Raw genomic sequence first — 18300 nt, forward strand, 5'->3', positions numbered from 1 at the left:
CTGGCTTGTGCAGCAGAAACGGGGGGAACGGGGAGGTGAGTGCGTCGAGCGTCGTGATGCTGCCGTACGCACCGTCGAGCGTCGCCGTCGCACGTCAGCGCCTCAGCGCCGATCTTTCGAACGCGGGGTTGCTCGCCTCGGCCGTCGACGACGTCGTTCTGATCATGAGCGAACTGCTGAGCAACGCGCTGCGCCATGCCCACCCTCTCCCGTCCGGGCAGCTCAAAGTGGCGTGGCTCTGCTCGGACACCCAGGTCGAGGTGGCCGTGAGCGACGGAGGCGCGTGTACGGAACCCCGTGCGGGCCGCCCGACCCTGTCGTCCCTCGGCGGCCGTGGACTCGGCATCGTCGAATACCTGGCCGAGCGCTGGGGGGTCAGGCACGACGAGGAGGCGACCACCGTCTGGGCCGTCGTCCCCGCCTCATGGCCCGCCCGAAACGGACATCACGAGATGTCCGAAACCCCCGTACTGCGCGAAGTCGTCTGAAACACCCCCGCCCACCACGCCCTCCGTCACCCCCGGTTACCGACTTGCCCCCGTCGCCGCCCCCCGCTACGGCTTGCCCCCGTCGCCACGACGGGCCCCGGTCGGCTACGCCGCGCCTCTCGCCCACTACTGCCTGCCGTGGCCGCTGCACTGCGCACCTGCCGACGCGGTGTGCCTCCCGGCATTGTGCTGGGCTCCCGTCGTTATGCCGCGATCCCGTCCGCAGGCCGTCCCCGCCGGCGTCCCCGGCCGTCCCGGGCATGTATGCGTCGTCACGGGTCACGCCGTGAGCATTCCAGCTCCCCGGCGTGACCCCGTGTTCCCCGGCTTTATGCCGTGCGCGGATAGAGCACGGCCCGCTCGGCCGTCGTCCAGGCGCTGCTCACGAGCAGGTAGACGCCTGCCGCGAGCGGGAGGAAGGCCGCCACGGCCACGGTCCAGAACGGCGCGAGGAGCTGAAGGCGTCGCATCGGAGCCGTGGGCTCGACCCTGCGGGCGGCGATCACGGCCACGACCACGAGCAGCGCGAGCAGCCCGGCGAACACCGCGACCGGTGGGCTGACCAGGCCCGCCCCGGCGACCGCGGCCGCGAGGTGCTCCCCCAGCGGCACGCCGAGCACGCTCTGCGCCAGCAGCAGGTTCGGATGTCCCGCGATCACGGCGGCCGTGAACAGCCGATAGGTCACCATGAAGAACGGCGACTGCGCGAACCCCGGAAGATAACCGGTGAACTGGCCGACGCCCTCCTTGGCGTATATGGCGTTCACCTCACGCAGGAGCCGCTGCGGGTCGTTCTTCCACCGCTTGCGGAGCTTGTCCACCTGGGGAGCGAGCCGCATCCTGATCCGCTGGGCACGGGCGACGCGGATGCTCAGCGGCAGCAGCGAGAGCCGTACGGCGAGGGTGACGAGAACGATCGCGAGCCCGCCGCCGGTGACGTGGCTGAGCGCCTCGATGAGCCGGTAGGCGGGGTCGAGCACGAAGTCGAACATGGGAAGCCTTTCGTCTGGGGCCTTCTGCCGATGAATGAGGGCATGACGAAAGCGCTCGTGACCGGAGAAGACCGGTCAGGCGAGCGCTGGGCTTCCTGATGGTGCGCGGGGACGAGGACGGCCAGGCGTGCCGGGATCGCGCAGCCTGACCATCGCCGTCTCACCGTTGTACGACGGCCTGCCCGGCCCCTGAGACAGAACGGGGACGCCGGTCAGCCGGGAGAGCATCCAGGCGAACACCAGAACGGCCACGCCGGCCAGGCCGGCCGCGGTCAGCGCGCCGGGGCCCGAAGACCCGGCGACCGACCCGGCCAGCAGCCAGACGAGTGATTCGATGACGGCCTGGAGAGCGTTCACGTCAGCGGGACAGCTTCCCGACGACGGTGACCACGACGACGGCGACGAGGGCGATGATCCCGATGATGAGCAGGAACTTCAGCGTCGCGAACAGCGCGGGGATCACGAATCCGAACACCAGCCACAGGGCCAGGAGGATCCCCAGTACGGTCAGTATGGTACGGGCCATGGCTTCAAGGTACGCGGTGCCACCGACAACCGCGAGCTTGATCCAGAATCGGTTCGCATCCCCATGATCCGTAAGGTTTCACGTGAATCATCGCGTTCGACCGGGCTTTCGGCGGGGTCCGGCGGCGAACCGCGCGAGCGCTCGCGCAGCCGGCTCTCGGGAGACGGGCGGCAGGTCCGTACGAGGCGTCGGCCGGGTTGCGGCGTGACGGGCGGCCGGTTCTTACGAGACGGTGACGTGGCTCGGCCACGGTGGCCCGGCGGACGTACCGTTTATGACGTGCCTGCCCCGAAGAGCCCTCAGAATCCCGCCCGTGTCCTCGTGGTGGACGACGACCCCACCGTCGCCGAGGTAGTGGCCCGTTATTTGGAGCGGGACGGGCACGAGGTCGAGTGCGTGGGCGACGGAGCCGAGGCGCTGCGGCGGGCCCTGGCAGACCCGCCCGACCTGATGGTGCTCGACCTGATGCTGCCCAAGCTCGACGGCCTGCAGGTCTGCCGCAAGCTGCGCGAGCGGTGGCCCGTCCCGGTGATCATGCTGACCGCGCTCGGCGAGGAGATGGACCGGGTGGTCGGCCTGGAGACCGGCGCCGACGACTACGTGGCCAAGCCGTTCAGCCCGCGCGAGCTGGCCCTTCGAGTGCAGTCCGTGCTGCGGCGGGCCCGCGGAGCCCTGGTGCCGACGGGCACCGGCGTGCTGCGCGACGGCGACCTCGTGGTGGACGTCGGCGCCCACGAGGTGCGCCTGGGCGGAAAGGAGATCACGCTGACCGCCCGGGAGTTCGACCTGCTCGTCTATCTGCTGCGCAACCCCCGTCAGGCGTTCAGCCGTACGGCCCTGCTCGACCAGGTCTGGGGCTGGTCGTTCGGCGACTCCTCCACGGTGACGGTGCACGTGCGCAGGCTCCGGGAGAAGATCGAGGACGATCCCACCGATCCGCGCAGGATCGTCACTGTCTGGGGCGTCGGCTATCGATACGAGCCCCTGCCGTGATCGTCCAGATCGTCGCGGTCGCCGCCGGGCTCGGCCTCGTCATCGCGGCCCTCGGCCTGGCGCTGCTGCGGGTGCTGCGCCGCCACTCCATCGGCGTGATGCTCGCGGTCGTCGCGGCCGTGACGGTCGCCGCGACGCTGGCCGGGGTGGTCGCCATCACCCTCGCCATGATCATCGACGGGGGGCCGAAGGACATCGTGCTCAGCGTCGTCGCCATCGGCGGCCTGGTGGGCCTCGGCGTCGCGCTGGTGAACGCCCGCACAGTGGTGCGCGCCAGCAGGAGCCTCGTCGACGCGCTGGAGAGCGTGCCGCCCTCCGGCCTGTTCACCCCGCCGCCCGCGCCGCTCCCCGCCGAGCTGCAGAAGATCAGCACCGCGCTTGAGCAGGCGTACGAGCGGCTGCGGCTGGGGCACGAACGCGAGCGGGCGCTGGAGAGCGCGCGGCGCGAGCTGGTCGCGTGGGTGAGCCACGACCTGCGCACTCCCCTCGCGGGCATGCGAGCGATGGTGGAGGCCCTGGAGGACGGGGTGGCCGACGACCCCGAGACCGTCAAGCGCTACCACGTCCAGATCAGGGTGGAGGTCGACCGGCTCGCCGGCATGGTGGAGGACCTGTTCGAGCTGTCGCGCATCCACGCGGGCACGCTGCAACCCAGGCTCACCCGCACGGGGCTCGGCGACCTCGTCGCGGACACCCTCGCCGCCGTCGAACCGCTGGCCCGCGCGCAGGGCGTACACCTGACCGGCGAGGCGGACCCGCGCCTCCCGGTGTACGCGGACGCCGGGCAGCTCGGCCGGGCCGTACGCAACCTCGTGGTGAACGCCATCCGCCACACGCCCGCCGGGGGGACGGTCGACGTGCGGGCGGTCGCGGAGGGGACGACCGCCCGCCTGTCCGTGCTGGACGGTTGCGGCGGCATCCCGGAGGCGGACCTCCCCAGGGTCTTCGACGTGGCGTTCCGGGGCGAGGCGGCTCGGACGCCCGGTCCCGACGGCGGCGCCGGGCTCGGCCTCGCCATCGCGCGCGGCATCGTGGACGCCCACAACGGCGAGATCGGCGTGGTCAACGAGGGGCCCGGCTGCGTCTTCACGATCACACTGCCCCTGGCCTGACGGCCTGACGGCCTGACGGCCTGACGGCCTGGCGCACGCCGACGCCTATGCCCTGGCGGCCTGGCGCACGCCGACGCCTATGCCCTGGCGGCCTGGCGCACGTCGGCGCTTGAGCCTGGACGCCCCGCCCCGCCCCCGGCGTCGGTTCGACACCGGCCGGCCTGGCGCCTCTCCGCCTGAGTCGCGAACCGGGCTCGGTTGCGAGCAGATTCGCTTCAGCCGTGCCCCGCGTCGGCAGGAGCCCGCTTGAGCGGGGTGCTCGCATCGGCCGGGCCCCCGCACCGGCCGGGAGTCACTCCGGCTCGTTTCCGGCAGTCCCGCCCATGGTGAAGGGCGTGGTGATCCCCTCGTACATGAGGTGGGCGACGAGACCCTCCGTGGCGTGCGGCAGGTTGTGGCAGTGGTCCATCCAGATGCCCGGGTTGTCGGCGACGAAGGCGATGTCGTACGACTCGCCGGAGCCGACTTCGAGCGAGTCCACCCACCACGGGCTGCCCGTCGCGCGCACGCCGTCGCGGGCGAGCACCACGGCGTGGTGGCCGTGCAGGTGCATAGGGTGGGGCTCACCGCTGTCGTTGACGATGCGTACGCGTACCACGTCGCCCTCCGCGACGACGAACATCGGCACATCGGGGAACATGTGGCCGTTGATCGTCCACCAGATGCCGGGGCGTCCGTCCAGGAAGCCCGGGCGGCGCCCGATCTCGTAGCCGAACCGCCGGTCGGGCCGGTCCGGGTCGAACCCGAGCGGCGCCCGCGTGCCGTACGAGAGCAGGTCGAGCGAGGTCGCGGGCCGGGGGACGGCGGGCAGGTCGTACGACCGCGAACCGAGCACGACGCCCGCCGGGCCGCCGATGTGCACCCGCACCGGCGAGCCGTCCTCGGGCATGGTCACCTCGATGTCGGCCCGGCCGCCCGCCGTGACCATCACGGCGGTGTCCCGTACGGGAGCGGGCTCGTGCAGGTCCGTCCCGTCGACGGCGACGAGCCGGAACGGGGCGCCGCCGACCCATACGGGCGTCTGGCCGTTCTCCGTGTTGATCACCCGTACGCGCACCCGTTCGCCGGGACGTGCCTCGGCGTGGACGTCCCCTTCCTGTCCGTTGATCGTGCGGGCCCCGTCGTAGAGGTGCAGCAACGCCACGACGTCGGCCGTGCCCGCCGCCGGGCGTGCCGCAGGGGTCACCACGAGGGCGCCGAGCAGGCCGCGGCGCACCTGCTCGTGGGACACCTGGTGGGAGTGATACCAGAACGTGCCGGCCTGGTCGGCGACGAACCGGTAGGTGAAGGACCGGCCCACGCCGACCGCGTCCTGGGTGACGCCGGCGACCCCGTCCGCCGCGTTGGGCACGTCGACGCCGTGCCAGTGCAGCGTGATGCCGTCCGGCACCGACTCGTTGACCAGACGGACCTGCACCAACTGCCTGAGGGTCGCGTGGATGACCGGGCCGGGCGAGGTGCCGTTCAGCGTGTAGCCGTCCACGGAGCGGCCGGTGGCGAGCCGGAACCGCTGCTTGCGCGCGACCAGGGTGATGGCGACGTCGGCGGGGCGGTCCGGGTCGGCCGTCAGCGACGTCAGGGTGCGCGCCGACGCCGAGTGCTCCGGGTGGCCGCCGTCCTTCCCATGGGCGCTCTGGTCGTCATGTTCCCCGTGCGCGGTGTGCTCTCCGTGCGTGTGCTGTTCTGCGTGCGCGGTGTGCTCCGCGTGCGTGTGCTGTTCTGCGTGCGCGGCGTGCTCTGCGGAGGCGTCCGCGGCCATGTGCGTGAGCGCGCCGCCGTAGTCCGCGTACCCCATGTCCATGACGGAGTACGCGCCGGGCATCAGGCTGTCCTGCCACATCCAGGCCAGTGGGCCGAGCAGGGAGATGGCCGCGGCGCCCGCCAGGGCGAGCCGGAGGCGGGCGCCGCGACGACGGTTGCCTTCCATGTGCGATGTCCGTCAGACGACGGTCTCGACACGGGCGTGGGGCCGGGTGGTCGCGTCCGCCGCCGCCCGGCGTCCGCGGAGTGCGGCGTGGACGGCCGCGCTGAACAGCAGCAGCGCGTTCAGACCGTGCAGGGCGCCCAGGGCGGGGATCTGGTGACCGAGGAGGCCCAGGGTGATCTGGACCGCGACGAGCACGACCACGAGGGCGGCTCCCCTGACCGCTCCGGGGACCTTCGTGAAGAACGAGCCGACCAGCAGGAACAGCGCGATCGCGGGGATGACCATCATCCCGTTCATGCCGTGGACCATGAAGGCGAAGAACTCGGGGAACTCGATGCCGCCGCTCTCCGCGCTCGCCTTGTCGATGACCCCGCCCTGCTCGACGTACTTGAACAGCCCGGCGTCGCCGAGCACGACCATCATCGCCTGCACTGCGACCTCGGCTGCGACGAGCGAGGCCAGGATCTTGTAGACCAGCTTCATGACGATCTTCCCATCCGGGACCCGGCGAGCCCTTCGACACCCGGGCACCGCGGTCCTCTCCTGTGTCGGCCGGCGCCCGTCTCGGGGCGCCGGCCCTTACGCAGAGGACGGTAGGAACGCCTCCATGGCGAATACTTAATGACCACTTCGGTGACTCTTGGCGTCGCCGGTTCCGCGCGCGAAAGCGCAGCTCGGGACGGCGCGGCACCGCTCGGAGCCGCGCAGCACAGCTCGGAAGCGCGCGGTACGGCGCGCCGCGGCTCGGTTCACGCGGGCGCGGCACGGCGAGGTCCGGCGCCGCGCCGTCCAGGTCACACCTCGGTCTGGTGCTCCAGCTGGCCGCGCCAGGAGGGGATGTCGGGCGCGGCCTCCCGCTGGCGCGGGGTGAACGCCTCCGCCATGGCCCGGAATGTGGGGCATGGCCAGCGCCACATGCAGCTCCGGCATCGCAGGATCGGATTGGCCGGGTCGCTGGAGATGCCGCCCGCGTCTCTGGGCTGGTGCAGATCGAGCAGCCGGAGGCCGAGCTCGGAGAAGCTCAGCAGCTCCTCGCGCGCTTCGGCGAGGAAGTCGAGGTCCTCCGCGGCCAGCCGGGCGCTGACCGGGACGTACCCCTCGCGGTTGACCAGGCCGCGCAGCGGCTCGGCCGCGTCGCGCCACGACGAGGCCTTCTCCGTGCGCACCTGGATGGTCTCCAGATGCTCGCGCAGCACGCGCCGCTGTGGATCCTCGGGAATCTCACTGTTCATCTGCTCTCGGGCCCGCTGTGCTCGGCGCCCGCCCTCCTTTGCGAAGTGACGACCAAGACGCGGAGGTTCCGGGCCCTCCATCCGGCGACGCCGGTGTCGCATAGCGTCAAGCTTCGCGCACTCGGCGTTTACATGGGGCCGGAATCGGGGACAAAGGGCGGACGACTCTTCGATGAACCCGATGGAGCGTGACCCGAGGCCGGTACGACGCTAGTGTGCGCCTCGTGGAGCTCAAAGTCGCGACGCAATCCCACGCCGGTCAGGCCGTCATGGCCGTCTTCGGCGAAATCGACCTATATACCGCGCCCCGGCTGCAGGCGGAGTTCACCCGCCTGCTGGAGACCGGGCCCGACCGGGTGGTCATCGACATGTCCGGAGTCGAGTTCTGCGACTCCACGGGCATGAACGTGCTGCTGTCGGCGCTCAAACGGCTGCGCGAGCGGGGCGGCACGCTGGAGGTGGCGGCGCCGAGACCGGCGGTACGCAAGATTCTCCAGGTCACCGGCCTGGACTCGGTGTTCACCGTGCACGACACGGTGCCCGCCGATCTGCTCACGGCCGAGCATCAGGGCTAGGCGCATGGGGGAGATGGCAGTGCCCGAGCCGGACACCGCGGTGGTGATCCCGGCGAAGGACGAGGCCGACCGGATCGGCGTCACCGTGACCGCCGCCCTGAAGCTGCCCGGCGTGGATCTCGTGGTCGTGGTCGACGACGGCTCGTCCGACGAGACCGGCCGGGTGGCCAGGGCGGCGGGCGCCCGGGTCGTACGGCACAGCCGCAACCGGGGCAAGGCGGCGGCGATGGAGAGCGGCGCCGAGGCCGTACGCCTCCTGGACGAGGACCAGCCCCGGCACCTGTTGTTCCTCGACGCCGACCTGGGCGAGACGGCCGCGGCCGCCCTCCCCCTGATCGAGCCGGTGCGGGCCGGTGAGGCCGACATGACCATCGCGAAGTTCGCGACCAGGGTCAAGCTCGGCGGGCACGGCATCGTCGTACGGGTGGCCCGTGACGGGATCAAGAGGCTCACCGGCTGGGAGGCCACCCAGCCGCTCAACGGGCAGCGGTGTCTCACCCGGGCGGCCTTCGAGGCGGCCCGGCCGCTCGCGCACGGCTTCGGCGTCGAGACCGGCATGACCGTCGACCTGCTCAGGAAGGGCTTCCGGGTGGTCGAGGCCGAGGTCGAGATGTCGCACCGCGCGACCGGCACCGACTGGCGCTCCCAACTGCACAGGGCCAAGCAGCTTCGCGACGTCGGCCTGGCCCTCGCCGCCCGCGAGCCCGCCGTGGACCAGGCGCGCTCCGCCCTCCGCCCGCCCCGCCGCTGAGCCCTGCCACCGAGCTCGCCGCAGAGCCCCGCCACTGAGCGCGGCTGTCGGCCCCTGCTGGTGGGCCATGCCGCTGGGCGCCGCCGCTGAGTGCCTTTGCCGGGCGGTTGCCGTCGCGCGGCGCGCCGGGCTCTGCTGCCGGGCCCTGACTCCGCCGAGCCTCTGCTGCTGGGCCCCGCCACCAGGCCCGCTATCGGCCGAGCTCGGGGTGGGTGTCCCGCGCCCGGCGGCCGAGGCGAGCCCGTACGCGTCGCCGGGGCGGTGTGGTGGAATTCTCGGGTGGATTCGCGGGGGCGCGCAGGGATCGCCGCCCGGCTGGCCCCGGCCGCCGGCGGCCTGTCGATCGTCCTCACGATCACGATCGGCGTCCTCGGGCCGTCGGCGATGGTCCCCAGGCTGCCCGGACCGTCGTGGCAGCCCCCCTACTCGCTCGATCTCGCCCCCGGCGGTCATCTCGTCGTCGCGCTGGCCGCCGCCGCGCTCGTCCTCGGCACGGCCGGCCTGGCCCTCGGCCTCGCGTACCCCGGCGGATCGCCTCGGGCGCGCACGCTGCTCGTCGCCGGGTGCGTCGCCGCCGCGGTCCTCGCTTTCCTGCCGCCCTCCGGGTCGGCCGACCACCTCAACTACGCGGCGTACGGCCGGATGGCGGCCCTCGGTTACGACCCGTACGCGACCGTGCCCGCCGACCTGCCCGCCGATCCGGTCATCGGCAGGGTGGAGGAGTGGCGGAACACCCCCAGCCTGTACGGCCCGGTCGCCACGGCCGTGCAAGCGCTCGCGAGCCATGTCGGGGGCGACTCGGTCCGGCTGACGGTCTTCGTGATGGCCCTGGTCAACGCCGCCGCCTTCGTCGCCACCGGTCTGCTGCTCCACCGGGCCACCGCGGGCGACCCCGTACGGCAGCGCCGCGCGGCCCTGCTGTGGACGGCCAACCCGCTGCTCGTCTACGAGCTGGTGGCCGGGATGCACCTCGACACCGTGGCGATCGCGTTCGTCGTGGCGGGCCTGGTCGCCCGCCGGGGCGTGCTGCTCGGCCTCGGCGTCGCGGTCAAGGCCACCGTGGGCGTGGTGGCGCTGGGCACGGCGTGGGAGCTGCGCCGGAGCCCCCGGCGGCTCGCCCTGGTCGCCGGGCTGGCGGCGCTGACCGTGCTCGTGGCCTATCTGCTGGCCGGGCCGCACTCGCTCGACCAGTTGCTGAACGCCAGCAAGTCGGTCTCGCTCGCCACGCCGTGGAAGCTGGCCCAGAGGGCGCTCCAGGGGCTGTTCGGGCCGGGGGCCTATCGGGCGTGGATCCAGGCCGGTTCGCTGCTCCTGCTGGCCGTGCTGGTCGTCCTCCTGCTGCGCGGCCGTCCCGCCGCCGGCCGTGAGGGACCGGTGGTGGCCCTGGCCGTCGCCGTGGCCTGGCTGTTCGCCACGCCGTACGCGCTGCCCTGGTATGACGGGCTGGGCTTCGCACTGCTGGCCCTGGTCGCCTGGCCGGGCCTGGAGGCGTTCCTGGTCGCCCGGCTCGCCGTGCTCTCGCTGGCCTACCTGCCCGCGCGCCAGGCGGACCAGCCGAGCGACCTGCGGTGGCTCGTCGACGTGGTCAGGGGCTGGGTGGCGCCGTCGCTCCTGCTGGCGCTGACGATCGCGCTGCTGTGGTGGGCGGCGCGGTCTGCAGCGCGTGCACGGACGCCGCGAGCGCCAGCGGCACCGCGACCGTCAGGGCCATCGCCGGGATCGCGATCCCCGAGTCGTTGATCAGGAACCCGGCGAACGCCGCGGTCAGCGCGCCGAACAGCCCGGCCCGCAACTGCGGCGCCCGCTCGTAGGCCAGGCTGAGCGCGGGCGCGCCCCACCGGGACGGCAGGGCCAGCACGAGGAACAGGAACGCCACCGCGACCAGCGACAGCAGCGTCAGCGGGAGGTTGCCCAGCGTGTGGAGCATCGCCCCGAGCTTGCGTCCGACCACCGAGCCGCCCTCGCCACCGATGATCTGCTGGACGAACGCCCCGAGGTGGGTGCGCCGGTCGGCGGGGCGCAGATAGTCGGCCACCGCGATCAGCGCGATGAGCACGACGCCCGCGACGGCGATCAGCCCGAGCCGGACGACCGACACCCGCCTGCCCGTGACCATCAGCATGCACACCGCCACGCCCAGGACGAACGACGGCACCCCGCCGAAGTCCGCGCCCCACGTCGGCCAGCCGTCCCCGGCGATCGCGAGCAGGCCGTACGCCACGCAGACGGCCACGGCGAGCCTCGGCCGGCGGCGCAGGGCGCAGGCGACGGCGGCCAGGAGCAGGATCGTGCCGGTCGAATAGACGGCGAAGGCCATGTTGCCGAAGCCGTAGAACCTGCCGCCGGTCACGGGTTCGTAGCCGGCCACCGCGTTCACCTGCAGCCGCGAGCCCGTCACCACGTCGGCGAGCAGCGCGAGCGAGCTGACCCCGGCGACCACGGCGGGCGGCCCCAGCACGTGGCGGCGCCACGGCCCGGCGTACGCGAGCCCGGCCACCAGGACGGCGAAGCCGAGGATCGTGCCGAGCAGGGCGGGCATCGGGTGGGCGAAGCCCCACCACGGCACGAGCTGCGCCAGGAAGATCGACACCGGAAGTGCGCCGCTGACCGTCGCGACGACCCGCGTGGTCGTCGGCATGCGCCGATAACGCCTGATCACGAGCGCGGCCAGGCCGTAGAAGAGCAGTTGCGCGGCGACCAGCGTGATGAAGAACGGCTCCCTGACCTCCCTGAGCACCTGGCTCGCCAGGTCGGCGTCGGCGAGCTCGGTCACCGAGGGCGCGCCGCCGTCCCCGGACCACGCCCGGCCGACCGCGCCCTCGGGCGTGGGGAGGCCGAGCAGGTGGGTGACCGTCGTCGTGACGTCGGTGATCGTGACGAGCGCCTGCTGGCGGGTCGAGGCGGCGGTCAGCGACCCGTGCCCGTACGGCCCGCCGGAGGCGATGGCGACGTGCAGGTGGGCGATCGACCCGGAATCGGACAGCCCCGCCACGAGCACGGTCGAACCGGCGGGCACCTTGGCGAGCACCTCGGCGACGGTCCTGTCGGCCGCGCTCACGGCCTCCCGCCGGGCCTGGCCACGCGAGTCGTCGGCCCAGGCCTTGGTGATCTCCCCCGCCTCGGCGACCACGAGGGCGTACGGTGTGAGGTCGGGCAGCGCGGCCGGGGAGGCGGCGTACGTCGCGACCCTGCCGGAACGGTCGGCGGCGGCCAGGGCGGCCCCCGGGCCGATGGCCGCGATCTTTCCCCCGGCGGTGGTCACGGTGTCGGCGAGCAGCCCGAGCCTGGCCTTGAAGGGCCCGGCCTGCTGCACGGCGACCAGCTCGGACCAGCCCGGGATCGTCGCGCCGCCGTCGGCGGTGGTGACGGGCTCGGGAAGGGGCGCGCAGCCGGGGCCGGGAGTCCCCGCCCGCTGGCCCGCGGAGACCGTCAGCCAGCCGGCGGCCGGGCAGGTGACCGGCAGCCCCTCGGGAGGGACCGCCCTCGTGGACAGCGACGCGCTGGAGCCGCGGGCGGCCAGCCCCCACAGCGCGGGGGTCCGCCGCGCGTCGAGATCGTCCCAGCGCAGGCCGGGCACCCCGATCACCACCACCCGGCCCGTCACCGGGACGGCCTGCCGTACGGCCGACGCGGGGGCGACGGGCAGGACGAGGGCCGCCACGACGAGCACCAGGATCGACGCGAGGAGCCTCGCGGGCCTGCCACGCACTGTTCCGCGCTCCCTCATGATCGATAACGGTGCGGACACGGTCCACGGTAGCCTGCCTGGTCATGACGACTGGCCGGATAGCCGGGGCCCGGCGGCCCGCGTGGGCGTGGGCGCTCGCCCTGGTGGCACTGGCCGCCGCGGCGTCGCCGCTCATCGCCTACTGGCTGACCAATCCCGAGGACCAGCGTCTGGTGGACCTGGACGTCTACCGTACGGGTGGCTGGGCACTGCTGCAGGGCCTGCCCGTCTATGACGTGATCACGCCGGCTCCCCAACTGCTGCCGTTCACCTATCCGCCGGTGGCCGCGATGCTGGCGGTGCCGCTCGCCATGATGTCGTGGCCGGTCGCGCAGTGGGTGTGGACGATCGCTCTCGTCACCGTGCTCGCCGTGACGGTCCGGCACGCCTTCCGCGCCTTCCTGGACGGCGTACGCGACGCCGCCCCGGGCGGCGTGAGCGGCTCCTTCCTGCGTGACTCTTTCCTGGGCGGCTCTTTTCTGAGCGGCTCTTTCCTGGGCGGCTCTTTCTTGGGCCGCCTGCGCGGGCCCCTGGCCGCGCCGCTGGTGTTCGCGGTGCTGTCCGCCGCGTGCACCTATCTCATGCCGATCAGGGACCAGTTCAGGTTCGGTCAGGTGGACCTGTTCCTCATGGCGTTGTGCCTGCTCGACTGCGTGGCGCGCAGACCGTGGTGGCCGCGCGGCATGCTGATCGGCCTCGCCACGGCGGTGAAGCTCACCCCCGGGGTGTTCCTCGTCTATCTGGCGATCACCGCCTTCCCCGCCCGGCAGGGGGACACAAGGCAGCGCCACGGAAGCACAGCGCAGCGCCGGGCCCTGTGCATGGCGGTGTTCACGGCGGCCCTGCTCACGCTGCTGCCGTTCCTGGTGATGTTCGACGACGCCCGGGACTTCTGGTTCGGGGCGCTGCTCGACTCCGAGCGTCTGGGCGCGAACGCCGCCACCACCAACCAGTCGCTGCGCGGCATGCTGCTGCGGCTCTACCTGCCCGGCCGGCTGACCACCGTGATCTGGCTCGCCGCCGTCGCCGTGATCGGCTGGTACGGCTTCCGCCGCGCCCGCCGGGCACACCTGGACGGCGACATGATGACGGCGGTGGCGCTCACCGGGCTGATGGCGGTGCTGCTCTCGCCGGTGGCCTGGATCCACCACATCGCCTGGGTCGTGGTCGTGCTCGCGGCCCTCGCCGGGTCGGGGCGCGACCGGGTCAGGCTGCTGGTCGCGGCGGGCGTGTGGCTCTACTACGTGCTGCCCATCCCGTGGTGGGGGGTGACGCTCAAGGCGCTGGAGATCCCCGTGCTCAGCCCGGTCGTGGGCAAGATCGTGCAGAACGCCTTCGGGCTCGGCGCGATCGGCCTGGTCTGGCTCCTCGGCTCGTGGCTGCCCCGGCGGCGGGCCGCTGTCGCCGTTCCCGCTGCGGCGAGTTGACCAAAACATTACGCTCGGTGCCGTGCTGGTTACCGTTGTGGAGATAGTGGCTGTGCTGGCGGGAGTGACCGGCGTGGCCGTCGGCCTGATCGCGCTGCGCACCGCCCGCCGTTCCGTGGGGGTGTGCCTGGACGCCCTCGACCGGCGGGCCGCCGACGGCCCGGTGGACAGCAGGGCCATCCGCGACGTGGCGCTCTATCGCTATGACGCGCTCGACGAGATGACCGGCAGGCTGTCGTTCTCGCTCGCGCTCATCAACGGCTTCGGCGACGGCGTCGTGCTGACGTCCATTAACGGACGCACCGAGACCCGCACGTACGCCCGTGCCGTACGCGGGGGGAAGGGGCTGCAGCCGCTGTCGCCGGAGGAGGAGCACGCCGTGCGGGCCGCCCGGCTCGGCATCGGGCCGGAGGCCGAGCCGCAACGCCTCCCGCGCTGAGCAGCCGGACTGTAACGCCTCCCGCGCTGAGCGCCGGGCCGTAACCCTCCCGCGCTGAGTGGCCGGGGACCCCCGCGCTTGCCCAGGGGACCCGGTGCCTCCCGCGCTGAGCAGCCGGACTGTAACGCCTCCCGCGCTGAGCGGCCGGGCCGGAGGTGGGGCCGGACGAGGGGCCGTACGCCCCCTGAGCAGGCGGTACGGCGGGTTCATGGGCGAAAGCCTGTAACCGCAGGGGTGTCTTCGCATCTCCGCCACGCCTACCTGTGGATACCCTTGAGGACATGTCGAAGCTCGCGTACCTGGGGCCTCAGGGCACCTTCTGTGAGGCGGCCCTGCGACTCCTGGAGCCGGATGCCGAGCGCCTGCCCTGCGCCAACGTGGGAGCCGCGCTCGACGCCGCCCGCGACGGCGAGGCGGACGGCGCGGTGGTCCCGCTGGAAAACTCGGTGGAGGGGGCGATCACGCAGACCCTCGACGAGCTGGCCGGGGGGAGGCCGCTCCACATCACCGGCGAGTGGCTGCTTCCGGTCGAGTTCTCCCTTCTGGTACGGCCCGGCACGGAGCTGGCCCAGATCAAGCGGGTCCTCACCCACCCGGCGGCGCACACCCAGTGCCGTGGGTTCATCGAGCGCGAGATGCCCGGCGCCGTGGTGATCGCGGCCTCGTCGACGGCCGCCGCCGCGCAGGAGGTCGCCTCTCCCGGGTCTCCGTACGACGCGGCGATCAGCCCGGCCATCGCCGGGGAGTACTACGGGCTCGACGCGATCGCCTCGAACATCGGCGACCGCTCCGACACCGTCACCCGGTTCATCAAGGTGAACCGCCCCGGCCATCTGCCCGCGCCGACCGGCGCCGACCGCACCTCGCTCGTGGCCTTCCTGCGCGACGACCACCCGGGCGCGCTGCTGGAGATGCTGAGCGAGTTCGCGGTGCGCGGGGTCAACCTGACCCGCATCGAGTCGCGCCCCACCGGCGACGGCATCGGCCGCTACTTCTTCCACTTCGACTTCGAGGGTCACATCGCCGACGCCCGGGTCGGGGAGGCCGTCTCCGGTCTCCACCGGCTCTGCGACGATCTGCGTTTCCTCGGCAGCTATCCGCGGGCCGACCGGGTTGTGACGCAGGTCAAGGCGGGTACGGCCGACGCCGACTTCGCCGAGGCCGCGGAATGGCTCGCAAAGATCCGCGCCGGGCTCGCTTGACGGGCGGGAGCCGCACCGGCTCCGGTAGCCTGTGAGCCGTGATTGACCTGCGTACCCTTCGTGAGGACCCTGACCGGCTCCGGGCGTCGCAGCGCGTCCGCGGCGAGGACGATTCGGTCGTGGAGACCCTGCTGTCGCTCGACGAGCGCCGCCGATCCGCGCTCAACACCTTCGAGTCGCTGCGCGCCGAGCAGAAGAGCATCGGCAAGTCGGTGTCCCGCGCGTCCGGGGACGAGCGCCAGGCGCTGCTCGACCGTGCGAAGGAACTGGCCGCGCAGGTGAAGGCGGCCGAGACCGAGGCCGCCGCGCTGGCGAGCGAGCTCGACGAGCTGCTCATGACCGTCCCGAACATCGTCGAAGAGGGCGCGCCCCCCGGCGGCGAGGACGACTACGTCGTGCTTGAGGAGGTCGGTGAGAAGCCGGTCTTCGACTTCGAGCCCCGCGACCACGTCGAGCTGGGCGAGCTGCTCGGCGCGATCGACACCGAGCGCGGGGCCAAGGTGTCCGGCGCCCGGTTCTTCTTCCTCAAGGGCGTCGGCGCGCGGCTGCAGCTCGGGCTGCTCAACATGGCGATCCAGCAGGCCGTCGAGGCCGGCTTCACGCCGATGATCACGCCCGTGCTGGTCAAGCCCGAGGCGATGGCCGGCACCGGCTTCCTCGGCGCCCACGCGAGCGAGGTCTACCGGCTTGAGGCCGACGACCTCTATCTCGTCGGCACCAGCGAGGTGCCGCTGGCGGCCTACCACTCCGACGAGATCCTCGACCGGTCGGCGCTGCCGATGCGCTACGCCGGGTGGTCGTCCTGCTTCCGCCGCGAGGCCGGGTCGTACGGCAAGGACACCCGGGGCATCATCCGCGTCCACCAGTTCGACAAGGTGGAGATGTTCTCCTACTGCCGTCCCGAGGAGGCGCACGAGGAGCACCTGCGGCTCCTCGCCTGGGAGAAGGAGATGCTGGAGAAGGTCGAGATCCCCTACCGCGTGATCGACGTGGCGGGCGGCGACCTCGGCTCGTCGGCGGCGCGCAAGTATGACTGCGAGGGCTGGGTGCCCACGCAGGGCCGCTACCGCGAGCTCACCTCGACCTCCAACTGCACCGACTACCAGGCCCGCCGGCTGAAGGTGCGCTACCGCGACGAGGAGGGCAAGCCGCAGCACGTGGCCACCCTCAACGGCACGCTGGCGACCACCCGCTGGATCGTGGCGATCCTGGAGAACCACCAGCAGGCCGACGGCTCGGTGGTCGTCCCCAAGGCGTTGCGGCCCTACGTGGGGCTCGACGTCCTGGAGCCGCTCTCCCGCTAGACCCTTCGATCGAGGGCCTCCGTACGTGTCACGTGCGGAGGTCTTCGTGTCTCATGACGACGTTCTGCGGCGGGTTCACGCGGCGACCGGGCAGCGGACCGTTGTCCGGCAAAAGTACAATCTGCAACTTTTGACGGCAGGACCGTTAGATGTGATGTAAATCTCCCGGTTCGGACGACGTCCAGGTGCCGAGAAGAGCCCCGGCGTGAAACTTTCATGCGCCCGGGCCTTCAGGGGGTCTGCTCACGTCCTAATGGCCGTAGACCCCGGGCATGCGAAAGGCGGGGCTCGCCGACGCGAACCCCGCCTTCGTCAAGTCAGGTCAGATGCCCCGGACGTTCGACGCCTGCGGACCCTTCGGACCAGCGATGACCTCGAACTCGACCCGCTGGCCGTCCTCGAGGTTGCGGTAGCCGCTGCCAGTGATCGCGGAGAAGTGCACGAACACGTCGGGCTCGCCGCCGTCCGGTGCGATGAAGCCGAAGCCCTTCTCAGCGTTGAACCACTTGACGGTTCCCTGAGCCATTACTGCTCTCCCTAAGGAAGTGAATCTTGGGGACCACACCTCGTGGACCCCGGGTGTGTCGCACAGCTCCCCGGGTGGCTCATACAGTCAAACTGGTTTTCGCTACGGGAACAGCTAATACAACGCCTTCACATCTAACACTATGTAGCCCGTTGGTGTTCCACGTCCGGGCGAAGTTTCTCGCCCCGCGTGTGGCAGAGGGCATGGCACGGCATGTTTCGGTGCACACTGGAACCTGTCATGACCTGCCCCCGCCTCGTCGCCACGGACCTCGACGGCACCGCGCTGCGCACCGACGGAACGATCTCTCCGCGTACCGCCGCCGCCTTCGCCCGCGTGGAAGAGGCCGGTGGGGCCCTCGTCTTCGTGACCGGCCGGCCGCCCCGCTGGATGTACAACGTCGCGGGAGCCGTACGGCACCGGGGGCTGGCGATCTGCGCGAACGGCGCGCTCGTGTACGACCTCCACACCGAGGAGATCATCGAGTCGCGTCTGATCGCCGCCGACGTGCTCGAAGAGTGCGTCGCCCGGCTGCGGCGGCAGGTGCCCGGCCTCAGGTTCTCCGTCGAGTACGAAGGGGGCTTCGCGCACGAGGCCGCCTACGTGCTGGGGCGCTGGGACGCCCGGGAGCTGTCGTACAGGCAGATCGTGGCCGTCGCGGCGCTGACGTCCCAGCCGTGCGTCAAGCTGCTCGCCCAGCACCCCTCGATGGACCCCGACGATCTGCACCAGGGGGTGCTGGAGATCGTCGGCGACCTCGTGACCCCGACCCACTCCAGCGGCCGTGCGCTGATCGAGATGAGCGCGCGCGGTGTGACCAAGGCCACGGCGCTGGCCACGCTGGCCGAGGAGATGGGGATCAAGCCCGCGGAGGTGGTCGCCTTCGGCGACATGCCGAACGACCTGCCGATGCTGACCTGGGCCGGCACGTCGTACGCCGTGGCGAACGCCCACCGCGACGTGCTGGCCGCCGTCGATCACGTGACGGCGGCCAACAACGACGACGGTGTGGCGGTCGTGCTGGAGACCCTGTTCTGAGTCGCTTGGCGCCTGGGGTTGGTGCCGGGGTCCGTGTTCGG

The 18300-nt window shown here is 72.1% G+C and carries 18 protein-coding genes; 11 read left to right on the forward strand and 7 right to left on the reverse strand.

Going from position 1 to position 18300, the window contains the following annotated elements; translation table 11 throughout:
* Positions 1-35: 35 nt before the first annotated feature.
* Positions 36-488 (forward strand): ATP-binding protein, encoded by a 453-nt coding sequence (locus tag HCK04_RS21630; protein WP_312845758.1) that lies wholly within the window; start codon positions 36-38, stop codon positions 486-488.
* 329 nt (positions 489-817) lie between these two features.
* Here HCK04_RS21630 and yidC read toward each other — a convergent pair whose 3' ends face one another.
* The 3 genes from yidC to HCK04_RS21645 form a co-directional block, all read right to left on the reverse strand.
* Positions 818-1480, reverse strand: a complete 663-nt coding sequence (yidC, locus tag HCK04_RS21635) for a membrane protein insertase YidC (protein ID WP_142649188.1) — start codon at positions 1478-1480, stop codon at positions 818-820.
* Positions 1481-1555: 75 nt separating this feature from the next.
* Positions 1556-1837, reverse strand: coding sequence for a DUF6412 domain-containing protein (locus tag HCK04_RS21640; protein ID WP_142649189.1), 282 nt, complete (start codon positions 1835-1837; stop codon positions 1556-1558).
* A 1-nt stretch (position 1838) separates the two neighbouring features.
* The gene (locus HCK04_RS21645; RefSeq protein ID WP_168066144.1) at positions 1839-2006 is read right to left on the reverse strand and encodes a hypothetical protein; all 168 of its coding nucleotides are present in this window, start codon (positions 2004-2006) and stop codon (positions 1839-1841) included.
* Positions 2007-2285: 279 nt separating this feature from the next.
* Between HCK04_RS21645 and HCK04_RS21650 the strand changes: the two genes are divergently transcribed.
* Positions 2286-2999, forward strand: a complete 714-nt coding sequence (locus tag HCK04_RS21650; protein ID WP_142649190.1) for a response regulator transcription factor — start codon at positions 2286-2288, stop codon at positions 2997-2999.
* A complete protein-coding gene (locus HCK04_RS21655) occupies positions 2996-4111 on the forward strand; it encodes an ATP-binding protein (RefSeq protein ID WP_260617362.1) in 1116 nt (371 codons plus the stop codon). Before HCK04_RS21650 ends, HCK04_RS21655 begins: the two co-directional genes overlap by 4 nt.
* Positions 4112-4403: 292 nt before the next feature.
* On the opposite strand, the gene HCK04_RS21660 is transcribed toward HCK04_RS21655, so the two are convergent.
* The 3 genes from HCK04_RS21660 to HCK04_RS21670 all read right to left on the reverse strand — a co-directional run bounded on the left by HCK04_RS21660 (position 4404) and on the right by HCK04_RS21670 (position 7270).
* Positions 4404-6038: a multicopper oxidase family protein gene (locus HCK04_RS21660; protein ID WP_205830540.1), complete on the reverse strand. Its 1635-nt coding sequence runs from the start codon at positions 6036-6038 to the stop codon at positions 4404-4406.
* A gap of 12 nt (positions 6039-6050) precedes the next feature.
* The gene (locus HCK04_RS21665; RefSeq protein ID WP_142649191.1) at positions 6051-6521 is read right to left on the reverse strand and encodes a hypothetical protein; all 471 of its coding nucleotides are present in this window, start codon (positions 6519-6521) and stop codon (positions 6051-6053) included.
* Between the two features lie 311 nt (positions 6522-6832).
* Positions 6833-7270, reverse strand: a complete 438-nt coding sequence (locus HCK04_RS21670; protein ID WP_240971657.1) for a hypothetical protein — start codon at positions 7268-7270, stop codon at positions 6833-6835.
* Between the two features lie 224 nt (positions 7271-7494).
* Here HCK04_RS21670 and HCK04_RS21675 point away from each other — a divergent pair, with 224 nt between their 5' ends.
* The 7 genes from HCK04_RS21675 to serS all read left to right on the forward strand — a co-directional run bounded on the left by HCK04_RS21675 (position 7495) and on the right by serS (position 16695).
* Positions 7495-7845: an STAS domain-containing protein gene (locus tag HCK04_RS21675; protein WP_030511009.1), complete on the forward strand. Its 351-nt coding sequence runs from the start codon at positions 7495-7497 to the stop codon at positions 7843-7845.
* A gap of 4 nt (positions 7846-7849) precedes the next feature.
* A complete protein-coding gene (locus tag HCK04_RS21680) occupies positions 7850-8596 on the forward strand; it encodes a glycosyltransferase (protein ID WP_142649192.1) in 747 nt (248 codons plus the stop codon).
* A 279-nt stretch (positions 8597-8875) separates the two neighbouring features.
* Positions 8876-10336, forward strand: a complete 1461-nt coding sequence (gene mptB / locus HCK04_RS21685; RefSeq protein ID WP_260617363.1) for a polyprenol phosphomannose-dependent alpha 1,6 mannosyltransferase MptB — start codon at positions 8876-8878, stop codon at positions 10334-10336.
* Between the two features lie 2031 nt (positions 10337-12367).
* Positions 12368-13750 (forward strand): glycosyltransferase 87 family protein, encoded by a 1383-nt coding sequence (locus tag HCK04_RS21690; protein ID WP_142649193.1) that lies wholly within the window; start codon positions 12368-12370, stop codon positions 13748-13750.
* Between the two features lie 22 nt (positions 13751-13772).
* A complete protein-coding gene (locus HCK04_RS21695) occupies positions 13773-14189 on the forward strand; it encodes a DUF4446 family protein (protein WP_185949009.1) in 417 nt (138 codons plus the stop codon).
* A gap of 281 nt (positions 14190-14470) precedes the next feature.
* Positions 14471-15391: a prephenate dehydratase gene (gene pheA, locus HCK04_RS21700; RefSeq protein ID WP_142649194.1), complete on the forward strand. Its 921-nt coding sequence runs from the start codon at positions 14471-14473 to the stop codon at positions 15389-15391.
* 38 nt (positions 15392-15429) lie between these two features.
* On the forward strand, positions 15430-16695 hold the full coding sequence (gene serS, locus HCK04_RS21705; protein WP_142649195.1) for a serine--tRNA ligase: 1266 nt from the start codon (positions 15430-15432) through the stop codon (positions 16693-16695).
* Positions 16696-17017: 322 nt separating this feature from the next.
* Here the strand turns inward: serS and HCK04_RS21710 are convergent, their stop codons facing one another.
* The gene (locus HCK04_RS21710; RefSeq protein ID WP_030511000.1) at positions 17018-17221 is read right to left on the reverse strand and encodes a cold-shock protein; all 204 of its coding nucleotides are present in this window, start codon (positions 17219-17221) and stop codon (positions 17018-17020) included.
* Positions 17222-17461: 240 nt separating this feature from the next.
* Here HCK04_RS21710 and HCK04_RS21715 point away from each other — a divergent pair, with 240 nt between their 5' ends.
* Positions 17462-18259, forward strand: a complete 798-nt coding sequence (locus tag HCK04_RS21715) for an HAD family hydrolase (protein WP_142649196.1) — start codon at positions 17462-17464, stop codon at positions 18257-18259.
* Positions 18260-18300: the final 41 nt, after the last annotated feature.

Origin of the sequence: Microbispora sp. CL1-1, assembly GCF_012034195.1 — a bacterium.
Taxonomy (GTDB): Bacteria; Actinomycetota; Actinomycetes; order Streptosporangiales; family Streptosporangiaceae; genus Microbispora.